This is a genomic window from Pannonibacter sp. Q-1, from assembly GCF_054073275.1.
The window spans coordinates 178,272-192,416 of the sequence record NZ_JBSXNB010000006.1 but is presented as its reverse complement, the minus strand read 5'-3'; the positions used below and the strand labels follow the sequence as shown (position 1 = coordinate 192,416).

General features: G+C 63.5%; 13 protein-coding genes. 8 read left to right on the top strand and 5 right to left on the bottom strand.

The annotated features are described in order from the left end of the window. Positions 1 to 25: 25 nt before the first annotated feature. Entirely contained in the window at positions 26 to 1,327 is a 1,302-nt protein-coding gene (locus ACVNHC_RS17965; protein WP_058898759.1) for a glycerate kinase type-2 family protein, read from the bottom strand. A 102-nt stretch (positions 1,328 to 1,429) separates the two neighbouring features. Here ACVNHC_RS17965 and ACVNHC_RS17960 point away from each other — a divergent pair, with 102 nt between their 5' ends. The 3 genes from ACVNHC_RS17960 (at position 1,430) to ACVNHC_RS17950 (ending at position 2,906) form a co-directional block, all read left to right on the top strand. After that, positions 1,430 to 2,221 carry an N-formylglutamate amidohydrolase gene (locus ACVNHC_RS17960; protein ID WP_058898760.1) on the top strand — a complete coding sequence of 264 codons (792 nt, stop codon included), beginning with the start codon at positions 1,430 to 1,432 and terminating at the stop codon, positions 2,219 to 2,221. Between the two features lie 19 nt (positions 2,222 to 2,240). Next, positions 2,241 to 2,543 (top strand): DUF1244 domain-containing protein, encoded by a 303-nt coding sequence (locus ACVNHC_RS17955; RefSeq protein WP_050472440.1) that lies wholly within the window; start codon positions 2,241 to 2,243, stop codon positions 2,541 to 2,543. Positions 2,544 to 2,642: 99 nt separating this feature from the next. Then, a complete protein-coding gene (locus tag ACVNHC_RS17950) occupies positions 2,643 to 2,906 on the top strand; it encodes a DUF2312 domain-containing protein (RefSeq protein WP_050472441.1) in 264 nt (87 codons plus the stop codon). A 123-nt stretch (positions 2,907 to 3,029) separates the two neighbouring features. Here the strand turns inward: ACVNHC_RS17950 and ACVNHC_RS17945 are convergent, their stop codons facing one another. Both ACVNHC_RS17945 and ACVNHC_RS17940 read right to left on the bottom strand, forming a co-directional pair. After that, positions 3,030 to 4,718, bottom strand: a complete 1,689-nt coding sequence (locus ACVNHC_RS17945) for a DUF882 domain-containing protein (protein WP_058898761.1) — start codon at positions 4,716 to 4,718, stop codon at positions 3,030 to 3,032. A 375-nt stretch (positions 4,719 to 5,093) separates the two neighbouring features. Continuing rightward, positions 5,094 to 6,653, bottom strand: a complete 1,560-nt coding sequence (locus tag ACVNHC_RS17940; protein ID WP_094463539.1) for a sigma-54-dependent transcriptional regulator — start codon at positions 6,651 to 6,653, stop codon at positions 5,094 to 5,096. A gap of 189 nt (positions 6,654 to 6,842) precedes the next feature. On the opposite strand from ACVNHC_RS17940, the gene ACVNHC_RS17935 reads away from it, so the two are divergent. The 5 genes from ACVNHC_RS17935 (at position 6,843) to ACVNHC_RS17915 (ending at position 12,722) form a co-directional block, all read left to right on the top strand. Next, on the top strand, positions 6,843 to 8,660 hold the full coding sequence (locus ACVNHC_RS17935; protein ID WP_457168438.1) for a M3 family oligoendopeptidase: 1,818 nt from the start codon (positions 6,843 to 6,845) through the stop codon (positions 8,658 to 8,660). 35 nt (positions 8,661 to 8,695) lie between these two features. Then, complete coding sequence (locus tag ACVNHC_RS17930; protein WP_457168436.1) at positions 8,696 to 9,580, top strand: heme-dependent oxidative N-demethylase family protein; 885 nt, start codon at positions 8,696 to 8,698, stop codon at positions 9,578 to 9,580. An 84-nt stretch (positions 9,581 to 9,664) separates the two neighbouring features. Then, on the top strand, positions 9,665 to 11,035 hold the full coding sequence (locus ACVNHC_RS17925) for an ABC1 kinase family protein (RefSeq protein ID WP_186391758.1): 1,371 nt from the start codon (positions 9,665 to 9,667) through the stop codon (positions 11,033 to 11,035). Between the two features lie 396 nt (positions 11,036 to 11,431). Beyond that, entirely contained in the window at positions 11,432 to 11,716 is a 285-nt protein-coding gene (locus ACVNHC_RS17920) for an aa3-type cytochrome c oxidase subunit IV (RefSeq protein WP_050472553.1), read from the top strand. 313 nt (positions 11,717 to 12,029) lie between these two features. Beyond that, positions 12,030 to 12,722: a pseudouridine synthase gene (locus ACVNHC_RS17915; RefSeq protein ID WP_457168433.1), complete on the top strand. Its 693-nt coding sequence runs from the start codon at positions 12,030 to 12,032 to the stop codon at positions 12,720 to 12,722. A gap of 9 nt (positions 12,723 to 12,731) precedes the next feature. Here ACVNHC_RS17915 and ACVNHC_RS17910 read toward each other — a convergent pair whose 3' ends face one another. Both ACVNHC_RS17910 and rpsU read right to left on the bottom strand, forming a co-directional pair. Continuing rightward, positions 12,732 to 13,601: a tetratricopeptide repeat protein gene (locus ACVNHC_RS17910; RefSeq protein WP_186391760.1), complete on the bottom strand. Its 870-nt coding sequence runs from the start codon at positions 13,599 to 13,601 to the stop codon at positions 12,732 to 12,734. 232 nt (positions 13,602 to 13,833) lie between these two features. After that, a complete protein-coding gene (gene rpsU / locus ACVNHC_RS17905) occupies positions 13,834 to 14,058 on the bottom strand; it encodes a 30S ribosomal protein S21 (RefSeq protein ID WP_040678867.1) in 225 nt (74 codons plus the stop codon). Between the last annotated feature and the right edge of the window lie 87 nt (positions 14,059 to 14,145).

Here is a 14,145-nt window from a genome sequence, read left to right as displayed (position 1 = left end):
TTTGTGAGGACTTTTGCGGTCCGGGTCATGTCCTGTCAATGACAACGGCACGGAAGTCGTTGACATTGGTGAAAGTTGGCCCGGGGGTCAGCAGATCCCCAAGCTTCTCGAAGAAGCCGGTGCTGTCGTTTCTCGCCAGAAATGCGGCAGCATCAAGACCCGTGGCCGATGCGCGGGCGAGGGTGGACGAATCGAGCATGGCACCAGCCGCGTCATCGGCGCGTCCGCGTCCGCCGTCCGTGCCGTCCGTATCCCCCGCGACTGCCGAAATGCCTTCGGTGCCGTTGAGGGCGAGCGCCAGCGCCAGCGCATATTCCTGGTTCGGCCCGCCGCATCCGTCGCCGCGGATGGTAACCGTCAATTCTCCGCCGGACAGAAGCACGCAGCGCCGGCCGCTCCGCTGCAGGTCAAGGGCCAGTGTTGCATGCGAGGCGGCGACGTCGCGCGCCTCACCTTCAAGGCTGTCGCCCAGGATGATTGTCTCGTAACCGGCGGCCTCTGCCACGCGCCTTGCGGCCTCGATGGACTGCATCGGCGTTGCCACCAGCGTGTAGCTGCGCCCCTCGAAAGCGGCATCGCCCGGCTTGATGCTTTCGTTGGCCGGGTCGTTCAGTGCAGCCTGAATGGAGGGCGGCAGGCTGATGCCGCGTGCCAGGCACAGGCCGCGCGCATGCTGCAGCGTGGTCGGGTCCGGCACGGTGGGGCCGGAGGCAATCACCGCAGGGTCGTCATGGGGCACATCCGACACGGCCAGCGTCGTCAGCGCCACATCCGGACGGATCGCCTTGGCAAGGCGGCCGCCCTTGATGCGCGAGAGATGCTTGCGGATGGTGTTGATCTCGTCGATCGTCGCGCCGGAGCGCAGCAGCGCCTTGGTCAGCGCCTGCTTGTCGGCAAGAGACACGCCTTCAGCCGGGGCAATCCAGTTTGCAGAGCCGCCGCCGGAGAGCAGCACCACCACATGATCGTCGGCTCGCGCGCTGCGGGCAATGTCGAGGCAGCGCAGCGTTGCCGCAACGCCCGCCTCATCCGGCACGGGATGTCCGGCCTCTACCAGTTCGATGGTGCCCGTCGGGCGGGCGTAGCCATGGCGGGTGACGCCAAGGCCCAGAAGCCGGTCCGGCCCGAGGCCGCGGTCTTCCCGGTAATGGCGCTCGGCTGTCTCCAGCATGGAGCCTGCCGCCTTGCCTGCCGCCAGCAGAATGATCCGCCCGCTTTCCACAGGTTCAGGCAAATGCGGGGGAAGGCACTGTCCCGGAAGAGCAGCATCAACCGCAGCCTGAAACAAGGTTTCGAGAAAGGAAGCGGTATGTGTGGCGACGGGCATCGAAAACCTGTTGGTAGAGGCGCCTCTATGTTCTATTTCTTACGCAAGCAAAGCGCTTGCGTCATCCGAATTGCGCATCCTCTCAACCGTCATCCCCGAGCAATGCACTTGAACCCTTCCGCATTTGAGCCTGTCGAAGCCATTGACGGGAATCTTGCCTGCGGCCTGCTGCTGCTGTGCGATCATGCCCGCAACGCCCTGCCGCCCGAATATGGCGATCTGGGCCTGCCTCCGGCACAGTTTGAACGGCATATCGCCTATGACATCGGCGTGCGGCCGCTGACGCTGGAACTGGCACGGCGGCTTGCCGCGCCCGCGCTGATGACGACCTTCTCGCGCCTGCTGATCGATCCCAATCGGGGGGAGGATGATCCGACGCTGGTGATGCGCCTGTCCGATGGTGCCGTTGTGCCCGGCAATGCCCGCCATGATGCTGCAGAGCGGGAGCGGCGCATTGCGCTCTATCACCGGCCCTATCATGACCGTATCGCCGCGACGCTGGATGCCATGCTGGAAGAGGCGGCGCCTCCGGTCGTCGTGTCGATCCACAGCTATACGCCGGTCTGGCGCGGCACCCCGCGGCCCTGGCATGCGGGGCTGCTGTGGGACAAGGATCCGCGTGCGGTTACGCCCGTTCTCGAAGCCCTGTCTGCGGATGGAACGCTTGTCGTCGGCGATAATGAGCCTTACGACGGAGCCCTGAAAAACGACACAATGTACCGCCACTGCACCCGGCGCGGCCTTGCCCATGTGCTGATCGAAGTCCGGCAGGATCTGATCGGCGATGAGGCGGGTGTGCTGGAGTGGGCCGGCCGGCTGGAGCCCATCCTGCGCCGCATGACCGGCATGCCGGACCTGCGCCAGATCCGGCATCACGGGTCGCGGGCGGACTGAAACAAGCGGAGAGACAGCGATGGATCTTGATGCAGCAACGCAGGAAAAGCTGGAAGCAGCGGCGTTTCGCCGGCTGGTGGAGCATCTGCGCAAGCGCACCGATGTGCAGAACATCGACATGATGAATCTCGCCGGCTTCTGCCGCAACTGCCTGTCCAACTGGATGGCGGAGGAAGCAGGCAAGGCGGGTGTCGCCCTTGGCAAGGACGAGGCAAGGGAACTTGTCTACGGCATGCCTTATGAAGACTGGAAGCGGCTCCACCAGCGCGAGGCGACGGCGGAACAGAAGGCTGCCTTCGACGCCAGCCGTCCGGAGCACTGATCCGGCTTCAAACTTTGGGACTTCCCATCAAGCCGCCGCTTGACCCGGCCTTCGGACCGTGGCAGGGCAGGCGCAATTCACAACTGAAGGAGTGCTAGCATGTCAGATCCGGGTGGCGTTGCCGCAGACCAGCTCAGGGCGTTTATCGAGCGTATCGAGCGTCTTGAGGAAGAAAAGAAAGTGATCTCCGACGACATCAAGGATGTCTATGCGGAGGCCAAGGGCAACGGCTTTGACGTCAAGATCCTGCGCAAGGTGATTTCCCTGCGCAAGAAGCAGCCGCATGAGCGTGAGGAAGAGGAGGCGGTTCTCGACCTGTACCTCCAGGCCCTCGGCATGTCGGCTTATTCCGGCAACGGCTGAACGCAGACCACCGGTTTGCAAACGGGCGGCGCGGCCGCCCGTTTCTTTTCCGGGGCACCGGTCATGAAAAGAGCGGCCTCAAGGGGCCGCTCTTTTTGTTTCAAGCTTGTGCTTCCACCCGGTTCAGCGAGTGTAGACCACCGGAAGAATTGCCACGGCGGTGCCGGTGAAGCTGTCAGCACGGATGTCCTGCGGAGCTGCCGTGGTGAAGCTGTTCTTCAGGAAGCGGTTGCCCGGCTCCAGCAGCTCGGTGAGCTTGCGCTGGTTCGGATGGCTCATCTTCGCGAAGGATCCGGTGCGCAGCGTCGATGCGGCCGAGATGATCTCCGGCGAGTTCTTGTCCGGTGCGCGGGCAAAACCAGCCAGCGGATCCTTGATCTGCGCGGGGACCAGGCCGGCAAGGGTCGGAGCAGGCGTGGCCGGCTTCTTCTTGTCGCGGGCCATCCGGGCCGCAGCTTCCGCTGCCTTGGCGCGCAGCACATCCTGCGTGGTCGGCTGCGGCTGGGTGGCGGCCTGCGAGGCATAGGCCATGGCCGCTGCCGTCAGTTGCGGCTTCGGAGCCGACTGGGTGCCCGTGGCAGCCATGATTGCAGAGACAGGGTCGGTGGCCTGAGCCACGGCGCGGGCGGTTGCCGACTGCGGCTTGGCGTGCGGAACCGCGACTGCGGCCAGTTGCTGCGCGGCGGCTGGCTGGGACGGTGCTGCGGGCGGGACCGGCGCTGCGGCTGCGGCAGCCTGCTTCAGAGCCTCGTCGGCGCTGACGCCGCCTGCATCAGCCGATGCAATCTGGAAGGGGATGTTGGCCGGCTCGCGGGCCCCGGCGGGCTTGCCCTGAGGCAGGGCGGTTGCGGTGACAACAGGAGCTTCGGGTTCAGGCGCACGTGCCGGTGCTGCAGCAGGGGCCTGTGCGGGTGCTGCAGCAGGCGGAGTTGCAGCCACAGTGCCGCGTTCAGCGACTGCGCCCGGGCGCACCTGCGCAGGGGCACGGTCAGGCTGGGCAGCAGCCTCTTCTACATCGTCATCCTCGCCAGAGAAGAGGGCGGCCAGGAAGTTGCGGCCACCACTTGCGGCGGGACGCACAAGGCGGCCATCGTCACCTGAGGTGAGAGTCTGGCCACGTGTGTTCATGCGGCTGGTGCTTTCACCTTCCTCACCGCCGCTGTTGCTGGCGACAACGACGGGGGCAGAGCGGCGGCCGCTCTTCAGCTCGGCCAGGGCCTGCTGATAACCCGGCATCGGCTTGCCATCGGCGGGAATGTGAATGGTCTTGCCGTCCGGGAAGACGCTTGCCAGCTGCTGGCGCGTCATCTTCGGCCAGTGGCGGACGCTGCCGGTGTCCATATGGACGAAGGGCGAGCCCGAGGTGGGATAGAAGCCGACGCCGCCTACCTGCCTGCGCAGGCCGGTGGCGCGGAGCTTTGCAAGATCAACGCCGGGGATGAAGAAATCCATCGCCTTGCCAAGCATGTGCTGGCTCTTCTGCGCCACACCGCGCGAGCGGCCGCGCAGCATGTTGTTGGTTGCCGGCGAACGGTAGCTCGACACCACATGGATGTAATCACGTCCGCCAACCTGCTGGTACACTTCCCAGACCAGGTCGAGCAGATTCGGGTCGATGTTGGTGATCTCGTTGCGCCGCCAGTCCCTCAGGAAACGGTTCGCGTCACGCAGGCCGCCCGGGATATACCGGCCGTCCTTCTTGAACGTGATCTGAACTCTTTCCTTGGTATGCACGTTATAGAGCTTGAGGGTGCGGGTTTCGGCATGTGCGGATGACAGGCCGGGTGCAACCAGTGCAGGCGCAAGGAGCATGGCGCCGAAAACACAGACGAGCGCCACAAGGCGCTTCAGTCGGGTCAGGGCGTTGTCTCGGGCAAACCGTGTACGCAAATCACTTCTCGCATTCTATCGGCCTGGCGGCCGGAACTTCCCCCCGATGATGAAGAGGACGTTACCGGCGCGAGGTTAAGAAGTTTTTACCGTGATTTCATTTCACGGCCCATAGTGGCGAATTTACAACGAGGAATCCAGCCCCTGATTTTGCGTATGCCGCATTTGGTAACCGGCTGATTCCCATTGTCTTGTCCTCCAGTCGAGGCAGATCCAGGAGAAGGTTTCTGCGTCAGCAGTCCGGAACGGCTCACTCAAACATCCATTGACAGATGCCGGTATGCCGCAGCTGCGCTGTCACGTTTCTCCAGTCTGCTGATCGGTGCTGTCCTCCAGACCGTAATCCTTCAGCTTTCTGTACAGCGTCGAGCGTCCAATTCCTAGCCGTTTCGCGACTTCTGTCATCCGCCCGCCATAGTGGCTGATGGCCGTACGGATCATTTCCTCCTCCACAGCCGTCAGGCTGCGCAGATGACCGCCATCGTCAAGACTGCGGAGGAACCCATAGGGGGCGCTTGTGGCAGCTTGATGATGAGGCGGCATAGCCTGGCCGCCCTGTGGGGAACTTGTGGAAAACGCCGCCGCCGCGCTTGTGGCCGGCGAAGAGCTCGCGCTCACGCTGACAGGCGCTGCCTTCAGCTCCGGCACGGGCAGGGGATGATCGAGCGCTGCTGCCACCTGCGGGAAATCCTCAGGCACGAGCTGGTCGCCATCGCACAGCACCACGGCGCGGAAGATGGTGTTTTCCAGCTGGCGGATGTTGCCGGGCCAGGTATAGGCCTGCAGCAGGGCCAGCGCTTCGGCCGAGATGCCGCGCACTTGCGGCTTGCCTTCCTCGGCTGCAAAGCGCGCGAGGAAATGGCGGGCGAGTGCCGGAATGTCCTCGATGCGGTCGCGCAGCGGCGGGATCCAGATCGGAAAGACGTTGAGCCGGTAATAAAGGTCCTCGCGGAAGCCGCCTTCCTTCACCAGATCCAGCAAGCGCCGGTTGGTGGCGGAGATGAGGCGGAAGTCCACCTTCACGGGGCGGCGGGCGCCGATGGGGTCGATCTCCCCTTCCTGCAGCGCGCGCAGGAGCTTGACCTGCACCTCCATGGGCAACTCGCCCACTTCATCCAGGAAAAGGGTGCCGCCATGGGCTTCCTGAAACTTGCCGACATGCTTGTCGACCGCGCCGGTGAAGGCGCCTTTCTCGTGGCCGAAGAGGATCGATTCCACCAGATTGTCCGGAATGGCGCCGCAGTTCACGGTGATGAAAGGGCGGGACTTGCGGTCGCTGGTGCCCTGGATGGCGCGGGCGATCAGTTCCTTGCCGACGCCGCTCTCTCCTTCGATCAGGATCGGAATGTTGGACGAGGCGGCCCGCTGGCCAAGGCGCAGCACGCGCTCCATGGCGGCCGAGCGGGTGATGATCTCGTTGAAGGTCAGCGTGCCGGACGCGCGCTTGTGCAGGCGGGTGATTTCGCTTTCGAGTGCCGAGACCTTCATCAGGTTGCGGATGGAGACCTCCAGCCGCTCGGCCGACACAGGTTTGACGACGAAATCCTGCGCGCCCGCATTCATGGCATTGACGACCGTGTCGATGCCGCCGTGGGCGGTCTGCATGATCACCGGCACGGCAATCTTCTGGGCCCGCATCTGGCGCAGGGCGCCAAGGCCGTCCAGCTCCGGCATCACCATGTCCATGACGACTAGGTCGATATCCGCGCCTTCCACGCCGGTCATGATCTTCAGCGCTTCAGCGCCGTTCTCGGCAAGCTTCACCCTGTAACCAAAGCGGGTGATGGCCTCCTGCAACAGGCGGCGCTGGATCGGGTCGTCATCAACAACGAGGATGCGTCCGCTGGCTGCTACCATTTTACGTCCCGGCCTTACCTGTCTCAATTCGGGCCATCATTCGCAGCCGCAAGTAAACAAATCGTCCATAATCATGGCGCCATTCGATAGAATGATGATTGCTTGTGACGGGGTTTGCGCCCTAATTTCAGCAAACACAGACTTGCAGACATGTCTTTGACGCATCGCACGGATGCAACCGGAGGATTTATGAAGGGTATTGAAGCCGCCAGCTCCCACGCAACCGCAACAGGGCTGGGCGACTTGCCGGAATGGGATCTCACAGACCTCTATCCGGCACCGGACGCGCCGCAGGTTCAGGCCGATCTGGCCGCAGCTCTCGAGCGCTCCCGCCAGTTCGAAGGCGCTTACAAGGGGCATCTGGCAAGGCTTGCCGCCGAAGACAGGGACGGGCTCCTTGCTGCGATCCAGTCCTTTGAGGATCTGGAAGACCTGCTCGGCAAGCTGATTTCCTTCGCGGGCCTCGTTTATGCCGGCAACACCACCGATCCGGCCCGGCAGAAATTCTATGGCGACGTGCAGGAAAAGATCACGTCGGCCAGCTCCCACCTCCTGTTCTTCACGCTGGAGATCAACTCCATCGAGGATGCGGTGATCGAAGCGGCGCTGGAGGATTCCGGCCTGAAACACTACCGTCCCTGGTTCGAGGATCTGCGCAAGGAAAAGCCTTTCCAGCTGGAAGACCGGGTGGAGCAGCTGTTCCACGAGAAGTCCGTCACCGGGCGCGGCGCCTGGAACCGGCTGTTTGACGAAACGATCGCCTCGCTTCGCTTCACCGTTGGCGGCGAAAGCCTTGGCATCGAGCAGGTGCTGAACCTGTTGCAGGACGCTGATCCGGCACGGCGCAAGGCAGCCTCTGATGCGCTGGCCGAAACCTTCAAGGCGAACCTGCGGGTCTTCACGCTGATTACCAACACGCTGGCCAAGGACAAGGAAATCTCCGACCGCTGGCGCAAGTTCGAGGACATTGCCGACAGCCGGCACCTGGCCAACCGGGTGGAACGCGAGGTGGTGGATGCCATGGTTGCCGCCGTGCGCGAGGCCTATCCGCGCCTGTCGCACCGCTATTATGCGCTGAAAGCCCGCTGGCTTGGCATGGACAAGCTGAACCACTGGGACCGGAATGCACCGCTGCCGAAGGCGGACAACCGGGTCATCCCCTGGAGCGAGGCCCGCGATACGGTGCTGGCCGCTTACGCCGGTTTCTCGCCGGAGATGGCGGAAATCGCGCAACGCTTCTTCGACAAGGGCTGGATTGATGCGCCTGCACGCGACGGCAAGGCGCCGGGTGCCTTTGCCCATCCCACCGTGCCGAGCGCGCATCCCTATGTGCTGGTCAATTATCTTGGCAAGACGCGGGACGTGATGACGCTGGCTCATGAGCTGGGGCACGGCGTGCATCAGGTGCTCGCTGCGCCCAACGGCCCGCTGATGGCGCCGACGCCGCTGACGCTGGCCGAGACGGCGAGCGTCTTCGGCGAGATGCTGACCTTCCGCTCGCTGCTGGACAAGGCCGAGGACAAGCGCACCCGCAAGATCATGCTCGCCTCCAAGGCCGAGGACATGATCAACACGGTGGTGCGGCAGATTGCCTTCTACAGCTTCGAGCGCCGCATCCATTCCGAGCGGCGCAACGGCGAGCTGACGGCGGAGCGCATCGGCGAGATCTGGATGGATGTTCAGCGCGAGAGCCTTGGACCCGCCATCCATCTGGGTGAGGGCTACGAGACCTTCTGGACCTATATCCCGCACTTCATCCATTCGCCCTTCTATGTCTATGCCTATGCCTTCGGCGACTGCCTCGTGAATTCGCTCTATGCGGTCTATGAGGAAGCCGAGGCCGGGTTCCAGCAGAAGTATTTTGATCTGCTGAAGGCCGGCGGCACCAAGCATCATTCGGAGCTGCTGGCGCCCTTCGGGCTCGATGCCGGCGATCCGGGCTTCTGGAAGAAGGGTCTGTCGGTGATCGAGCGCATCATCGACGAGCTGGAGGCAATGGAAGACTGAGGTCCGGTTTTCCATTGATAAAATGAGGAGAGGGGATGTTCCGTTACACGCCTTATGACGGGTCGAAGCGTCCCTTCTCCATCGGTCTTGAACCGGTGCCGCAGGAGCGCTGGTTTGATCCGGACGAGCGCTTTGCCGAACAGCTGGCCCGCAAGCGGGAGCTGATGGCAACCGTGCCGGATGTGGTGTTCCACGGCGAGCCGGAGACGCTGGCCGCGCAGGCGGAAGCCTTCGCACTCATGGCCGCGCATCTGCCGGTGGCGCATCCGGATCTCTACCGGGCCGTGGACGGCGGTATTGCCTTGGCCGCGGAGGGCACGGCCTTTCATCTGCAGGACAATGAGCCGCCGCTTCTGACCATCAGCCGTGCCGTGCAGGAAGATCTCGTCCTCATGCGCAAGGGGGAGGGCGGCTGGCGCCTGGCTGCGGCCTCGCTCTGTTTTCCGTCCTCCTGGTCGCTGGCCGCCAAGGCGTCGCAGCCGATGGCGCAGATCCATGAACATGTGCCGGGCTATGCCGGGCGCATGGGCCAGACGGTGGACCGCATCTTTGACAATCTGAAGCCCGGCCAGCTGGTGGCGCGGCTCAACTGGTCGGTCTATGATAGTCCGGAGCTGCATCATTCCCGTCCCAAGCAGATGTCGCCGCAAATGGCGGAAGGTGAGGGGGCGATGCTGGCGGGGGCCTTCATCCGGGTGGAGCGGCAGACGCTCTCCCGCTTGCCGGATAGCGGCGATCTGCTTTTTACCATCAAGATCCATCACGATCCCTTGCGCCTGCTGGCCGCGCAGCCCCGGGCGCGGGAATTGGCCGCAGGGCTGGCGGAGCAGCTTGGCAGCCTTGATGAGGCGCAATTGCGCTACAAGGGCCTGACGCTGCACCGCGACCAGCTTGCCGCAGATCTCGCCAGTCTTGTCTGATGACTGCCGGCAATGTGACTTGCTGAACGGAGCCGGCGTCCCATATGGGAGCAGGACAAGAGTTCAGCATGTCAGGAAGCCTTGATGTCCGCAGGTAATGACAGGGAAGCCAACCGGTTTTCGGCCCGCGTTGGCCGCTATGCCCGCGTGGGCACCAATGTGGGCGGCGTTGCGGCCAAGCTGGCGGGGGCGAAGCTTTTCGGTCTTGCGGCGGACAACAGGAAGGATGCCGAGAGCCTTGCCGCCGCGCTGGGCGGTCTGAAGGGGCCGCTGATGAAGGTGGCGCAGCTTCTCTCCACCATCCCCGATCTGCTGCCACCCGAATATGCTGCCGAACTTGCCAAGCTGCAGGCCAATGCCCCGCCGATGGGCTGGGCCTTCGTCAAGCGCCGCATGCGCGCCGAACTGGGTGCGGATTGGGAGCAGCGCTTTGCCATTTTCGAGAAGGAGCCTGCGGCGGCCGCGTCGCTGGGTCAGGTGCACCGGGCCGAGGCGCAGGACGGCCGCGCTCTGGCCTGCAAGCTGCAATATCCGGACATGGCTTCTGCCGTCGAGGCGGACCTGAGCCAGCTTTCCGTGCTCTTCTCCCTGCACCGGCGCATGCAGTCGGCCATCGACACTCGTGAGATCGCCAAGGAAATCGGCGAGCGGCTGCGCGAGGAGCTGGATTATCAGCGCGAGGCGCAGCAGATGGCCGTCTACCGCGCCATCTTCAGGGATGAGCCGCGCATCCGCGTGCCCGAAGTGGTGCCGGAACTCTCGACCAATCGCCTGCTGACCATGGGCTGGCTGGAGGGCGGGCCGCTGCTGTCCTGGAAGGACGCGGATCTGGAAACGCGCAACCGGCTGGCCTCCACCATGTTCCATGCCTGGTGGCATCCTTTCAGCCATTTCGGCGTCATCCATGGCGATCCGCATCTTGGCAACTACACCGTGTTTCAGGAGAACGGCGAGGCGGCGGGCATCAACCTGCTTGATTACGGCTGCATCCGCATCTTCCCGCCCGGTTTTGTCGAAGGGGTGGTGGATCTCTATCTGGGGCTCCTGCATGAGGATGAGGCGCGGGTCGTCTCTGCCTATGAGCGCTGGGGCTTCAAGGGGCTGACGCGGGAGCTGATCGATGTGCTGAACATCTGGGCCCGTTTCATCTATGGCCCGCTCTTGAGCGACCGGGTGCGCTCCATCGCTGACGGGGTGAGCCCGGCCGAATATGGCCGCAAGGAAGCCTTCCGCGTGCAGCAATCCCTGAAGAAGCTTGGGCCGGTGACGGTTCCGCGCGAGTTCGTCTTCATGGACCGCGCCGCCATCGGTCTCGGCGGGGTGTTCCTGCATCTGCGTGCCGAGCTGAACTTCTTCCGCCTGTTCAACGAACAGATCGATGGTTTCAAGGTGGAGACGGTCGCTGCCCGTCAATCTGCGGCACTGGAAAGCGCGGGGCTTGTGGCGGGGGGGTAATTTCTTCTGTCTGTGAAAGTGGCGAGGAGGGCCAAGCTTGGGGCACCGGGTCGCCCCGGCCAAGCGAAGCGCGAGCCGGGGACTACTCGCTTGCAGAAAGAGGCCGTTGTCTCCAAAGGTCCGGCAGGTACCTGCACCATCCATTCGAGCAGGAGCCCAATCAGCTCCGCTCTGGAAACGAGTGGTCCCCGGATCTCCGCTTCGCTGCGTCCGGGGCGACACCTCAGTCTTTCTGGCCGCTCCACTGCGCTTTACCCACAGCGAGCAAAAATACCATTTCTGTGCAAAGCCCCCGCCCCTTCCAAACTCACATCTTTGCACCTCGGGGCTTGACTGGCGGCGCCGGTCGTGAGAGCGATGCAAACAGAAAAGGATGACCGGAACCGGGGGAATCTGATGTCCAACTCCACTTCTTCTTCTTCCATGGATTACGCCGAGCACGAGCGGACCTACGAAGGCTTCATCAACGCCTCGAAGATCGGGACGATCTCGGTCCTGTCCATCGTGGTGACGCTGCTCATGTTCGCCTTTGGCGGCACGGCTGCGCTGGTTCTTGGCTGGATCATGCTGATCGCCAATCTGGTGACCGTCGGCATCGGCTTCGCTCTTGGCGAAAAGGGCTGGATCCCGCCCGCCGCCGTCTTCGCCCTGACGTGCATTCTGGCGATCCTGACCGTCTGATCCATCCCTTTCGGGATACGGCAAAGCCCGCAGCCAGTGCTGCGGGCTTTGTCATTTCGGTGGAATGCTGCTGGAAAACCTTCACCGTAGTCATCCCGGACGCAGCGAAGCGGAGATCCGGGACCGGTGAGTCACGGCCTAGCGGTTTTAGCTCATTGAACCAGCTTATACCCCGGCTCACCGGTCCCGGCTCGCGCTGCGCTTGGCCGGGATGACGAAGGAGAGGTGCCGGGCTAGGAAACAGCCTGCGCCCACTCTGCGGGTCTTGTCATGTCCGGGTGGCGCTGTCCGCGGCTTTTTCTTGCAAATGCGCATGCGCCGCGCCATACGCTCTGGCATGGACCAGAGCCAGCCGCTTCCCTTTGATTACACGCCGCCGCAAGGCCCCCTGCAGATCCTGTTTCAGGACCGGGACGTGCTTGTCGTGGTCAAGCCGCACGGGCTTTTGAGTGTCACCGGCAAGGGTGAGGGGCGCGATGACAGCCTTGCCACCCGCGTGTCGCGGATGGTGCGCGGGGCGCGGATCGTCCACCGGCTCGATCTCGACACCTCCGGCATCATGGTCATGGGCCTGAACGCGGAAGCGCACCGGCAGCTTTCCATGCAGTTTGAGCGGCGCGAGACGGACAAGGCCTATGTGGCACTGGTCCATGGCCATGTCGAAGGGGAGGCTGGGGAAGTGAACCTGCCGCTCATCGTCGACTGGCCGAACCGGCCGAAGCAGAAGATCTGTTTCGAGGAAGGCCGTCCTTCGGTGACCCAGTGGCGCAATGGCGGCATTGAGAGGGATTTTACCCGCATGCTGCTGACGCCCATCACGGGCCGCTCGCATCAGCTGCGGGTGCATATGCTCAGCCTCGGTCATCCCATCATCGGCGACAGCCTTTATGCGCACGAGGAAGCCCGCAAGGCTTCCCCGCGTCTGGCGCTGCATGCGCAGATGCTGGAGTTCACCCATCCGGTGACGGGCGAGCGCATGCGGTTCGAGGCGCCTGCGCCGTTCTGAGAGCCAGAGTTAGCGGGAAGCCTGCTGCTGGGCGCGCTGGGCGCGGCCCAGGCCTTCACGGGCAAGATCGTTGGTGCTGTCGAGGCCGAGGGCGCGGTTGTAGCTGCGCACCGCGTCGGTATATTTGCCCTGCATTTCCAGCGCCACACCGCGCCCGGCCCAGGCCATGGCGGAGTTCTTGTCGAGGTTGACCGCATCGGACAGATCCGACAGGGCCGCCGCAGGATCGTTGATCTTGAGATAGGAAATGCCGCGGGCGGTATAGGGCTCTTCCGCCTTGGGGTTCAGCACGATGGCGGTCGAGAAGTCCTCGATGGCGAAGGTGTGCTGGCCCTGTGCCTGATAGATCAGGCCACGGTTGTGGAAGGCCCGGGCGTCATAGGAGTTGCGGCGGATCGCCTCGTCAAAGTCGCGCAGGGCCTCATTGTAGCGGCCCATCAGACGGTAGGTGTTGCCGCGGCCGATAAGCGCGGTGTCATAGGCCGGGTTGATGCGCAGCGCCCGGTCATAATCGGCGATGGCATTGGGCATGTTGCCCCGGCGGCGTTCCACCAGCGCACGGTTGGCGAAAGCCTGATAGGAATTGGGGTCAAGCTGCAGCGCGGTGTTGAAATCTTCCATCGCCTTGTCGAGGCGGCCAGCCTGGCCATAGGCGATGCCGCGCGTGTTATAGGCGCTGGCGTCCCGCGGGTTGGACTGGATCACGGCCGTCAGTGAATCGATGTTGGCGCTGGACCCTGCCGCCCGGTCAATGGGCACATTGCTGTAGATGTCCGAGGTCTGGCAGGCCGCCAGCACGAGGCAGAGTGCCGCAGCACCCGTCAGCCGCGCTGCCAGCTTGATACTGGTCCGGGGAAGAATGCCTGCAAAAACGCCCATCCGAATCATCCGTCCTGATACAGAGGCCTCATGGAGGCTTCACCCTGCCGTCTTAAACACGCTTTGACAATGCCAGCCGTGCCGCCCGTTTGCCGTAGCGGTCTCAAGGCTTGCAGGCAACATAAAAAGACCGGCCGGAAATCCAGCCGGTCTTTTCAGAATCTTTAAGGCATAGCCCTCTCGCGCGCTGCACGCCTGGCCGGTGTTTCACCAGCTTCCAGAGCGTGAGCTTTCAGTGCGTGGCGCGGCCGGGGACCAGGCCCTCGCGCTGCGCGCGCTTGCGCGCAAGCTTGCGGGCGCGGCGGACAGCTTCAGCCTTCTCGCGCGCCTTCTTCACGGAAGGCTTCTCGTAGTGGCCGCGAAGCTTCATTTCGCGGAATACGCCTTCACGCTGCAACTTTTTCTTCAGCGCACGAAGCGCCTGATCAACATTGTTGTCGCGAACCAGAACCTGCACGCGTCTGACCCTATCGTTCCACATCCCGCTAGAGGCAGGAGTGCTGTAGACATGATGTTTAGAAAGCAAGGCCTGTGGCGCGCCCCG

Bases quoted from the DNA above. Each gene is read 5' to 3' on its own strand.
- ACVNHC_RS17925 (WP_186391758.1), top strand. From the start codon at position 9,665: ATGTCCGCAGGTAATGACAGGGAAGCCAACCGGTTTTCGGCCCGCGTT.
- ACVNHC_RS17920 (WP_050472553.1), top strand. From the start codon at position 11,432: ATGTCCAACTCCACTTCTTCTTCTTCCATGGATTACGCCGAGCACGAG.
- ACVNHC_RS17940 (WP_094463539.1), bottom strand. From the start codon at position 6,653: ATGGTAGCAGCCAGCGGACGCATCCTCGTTGTTGATGACGACCCGATC.
- ACVNHC_RS17950 (WP_050472441.1), top strand. From the start codon at position 2,643: ATGTCAGATCCGGGTGGCGTTGCCGCAGACCAGCTCAGGGCGTTTATC.
- ACVNHC_RS17965 (WP_058898759.1), bottom strand. From the start codon at position 1,327: ATGCCCGTCGCCACACATACCGCTTCCTTTCTCGAAACCTTGTTTCAG.
- ACVNHC_RS17945 (WP_058898761.1), bottom strand. From the start codon at position 4,718: ATGCTCCTTGCGCCTGCACTGGTTGCACCCGGCCTGTCATCCGCACAT.
- ACVNHC_RS17915 (WP_457168433.1), top strand. From the start codon at position 12,030: ATGCGCCGCGCCATACGCTCTGGCATGGACCAGAGCCAGCCGCTTCCC.
- ACVNHC_RS17910 (WP_186391760.1), bottom strand. From the start codon at position 13,601: ATGGGCGTTTTTGCAGGCATTCTTCCCCGGACCAGTATCAAGCTGGCA.
- ACVNHC_RS17935 (WP_457168438.1), top strand. From the start codon at position 6,843: ATGAAGGGTATTGAAGCCGCCAGCTCCCACGCAACCGCAACAGGGCTG.
- ACVNHC_RS17955 (WP_050472440.1), top strand. From the start codon at position 2,241: ATGGATCTTGATGCAGCAACGCAGGAAAAGCTGGAAGCAGCGGCGTTT.
- ACVNHC_RS17960 (WP_058898760.1), top strand. From the start codon at position 1,430: ATGCACTTGAACCCTTCCGCATTTGAGCCTGTCGAAGCCATTGACGGG.
- ACVNHC_RS17930 (WP_457168436.1), top strand. From the start codon at position 8,696: ATGTTCCGTTACACGCCTTATGACGGGTCGAAGCGTCCCTTCTCCATC.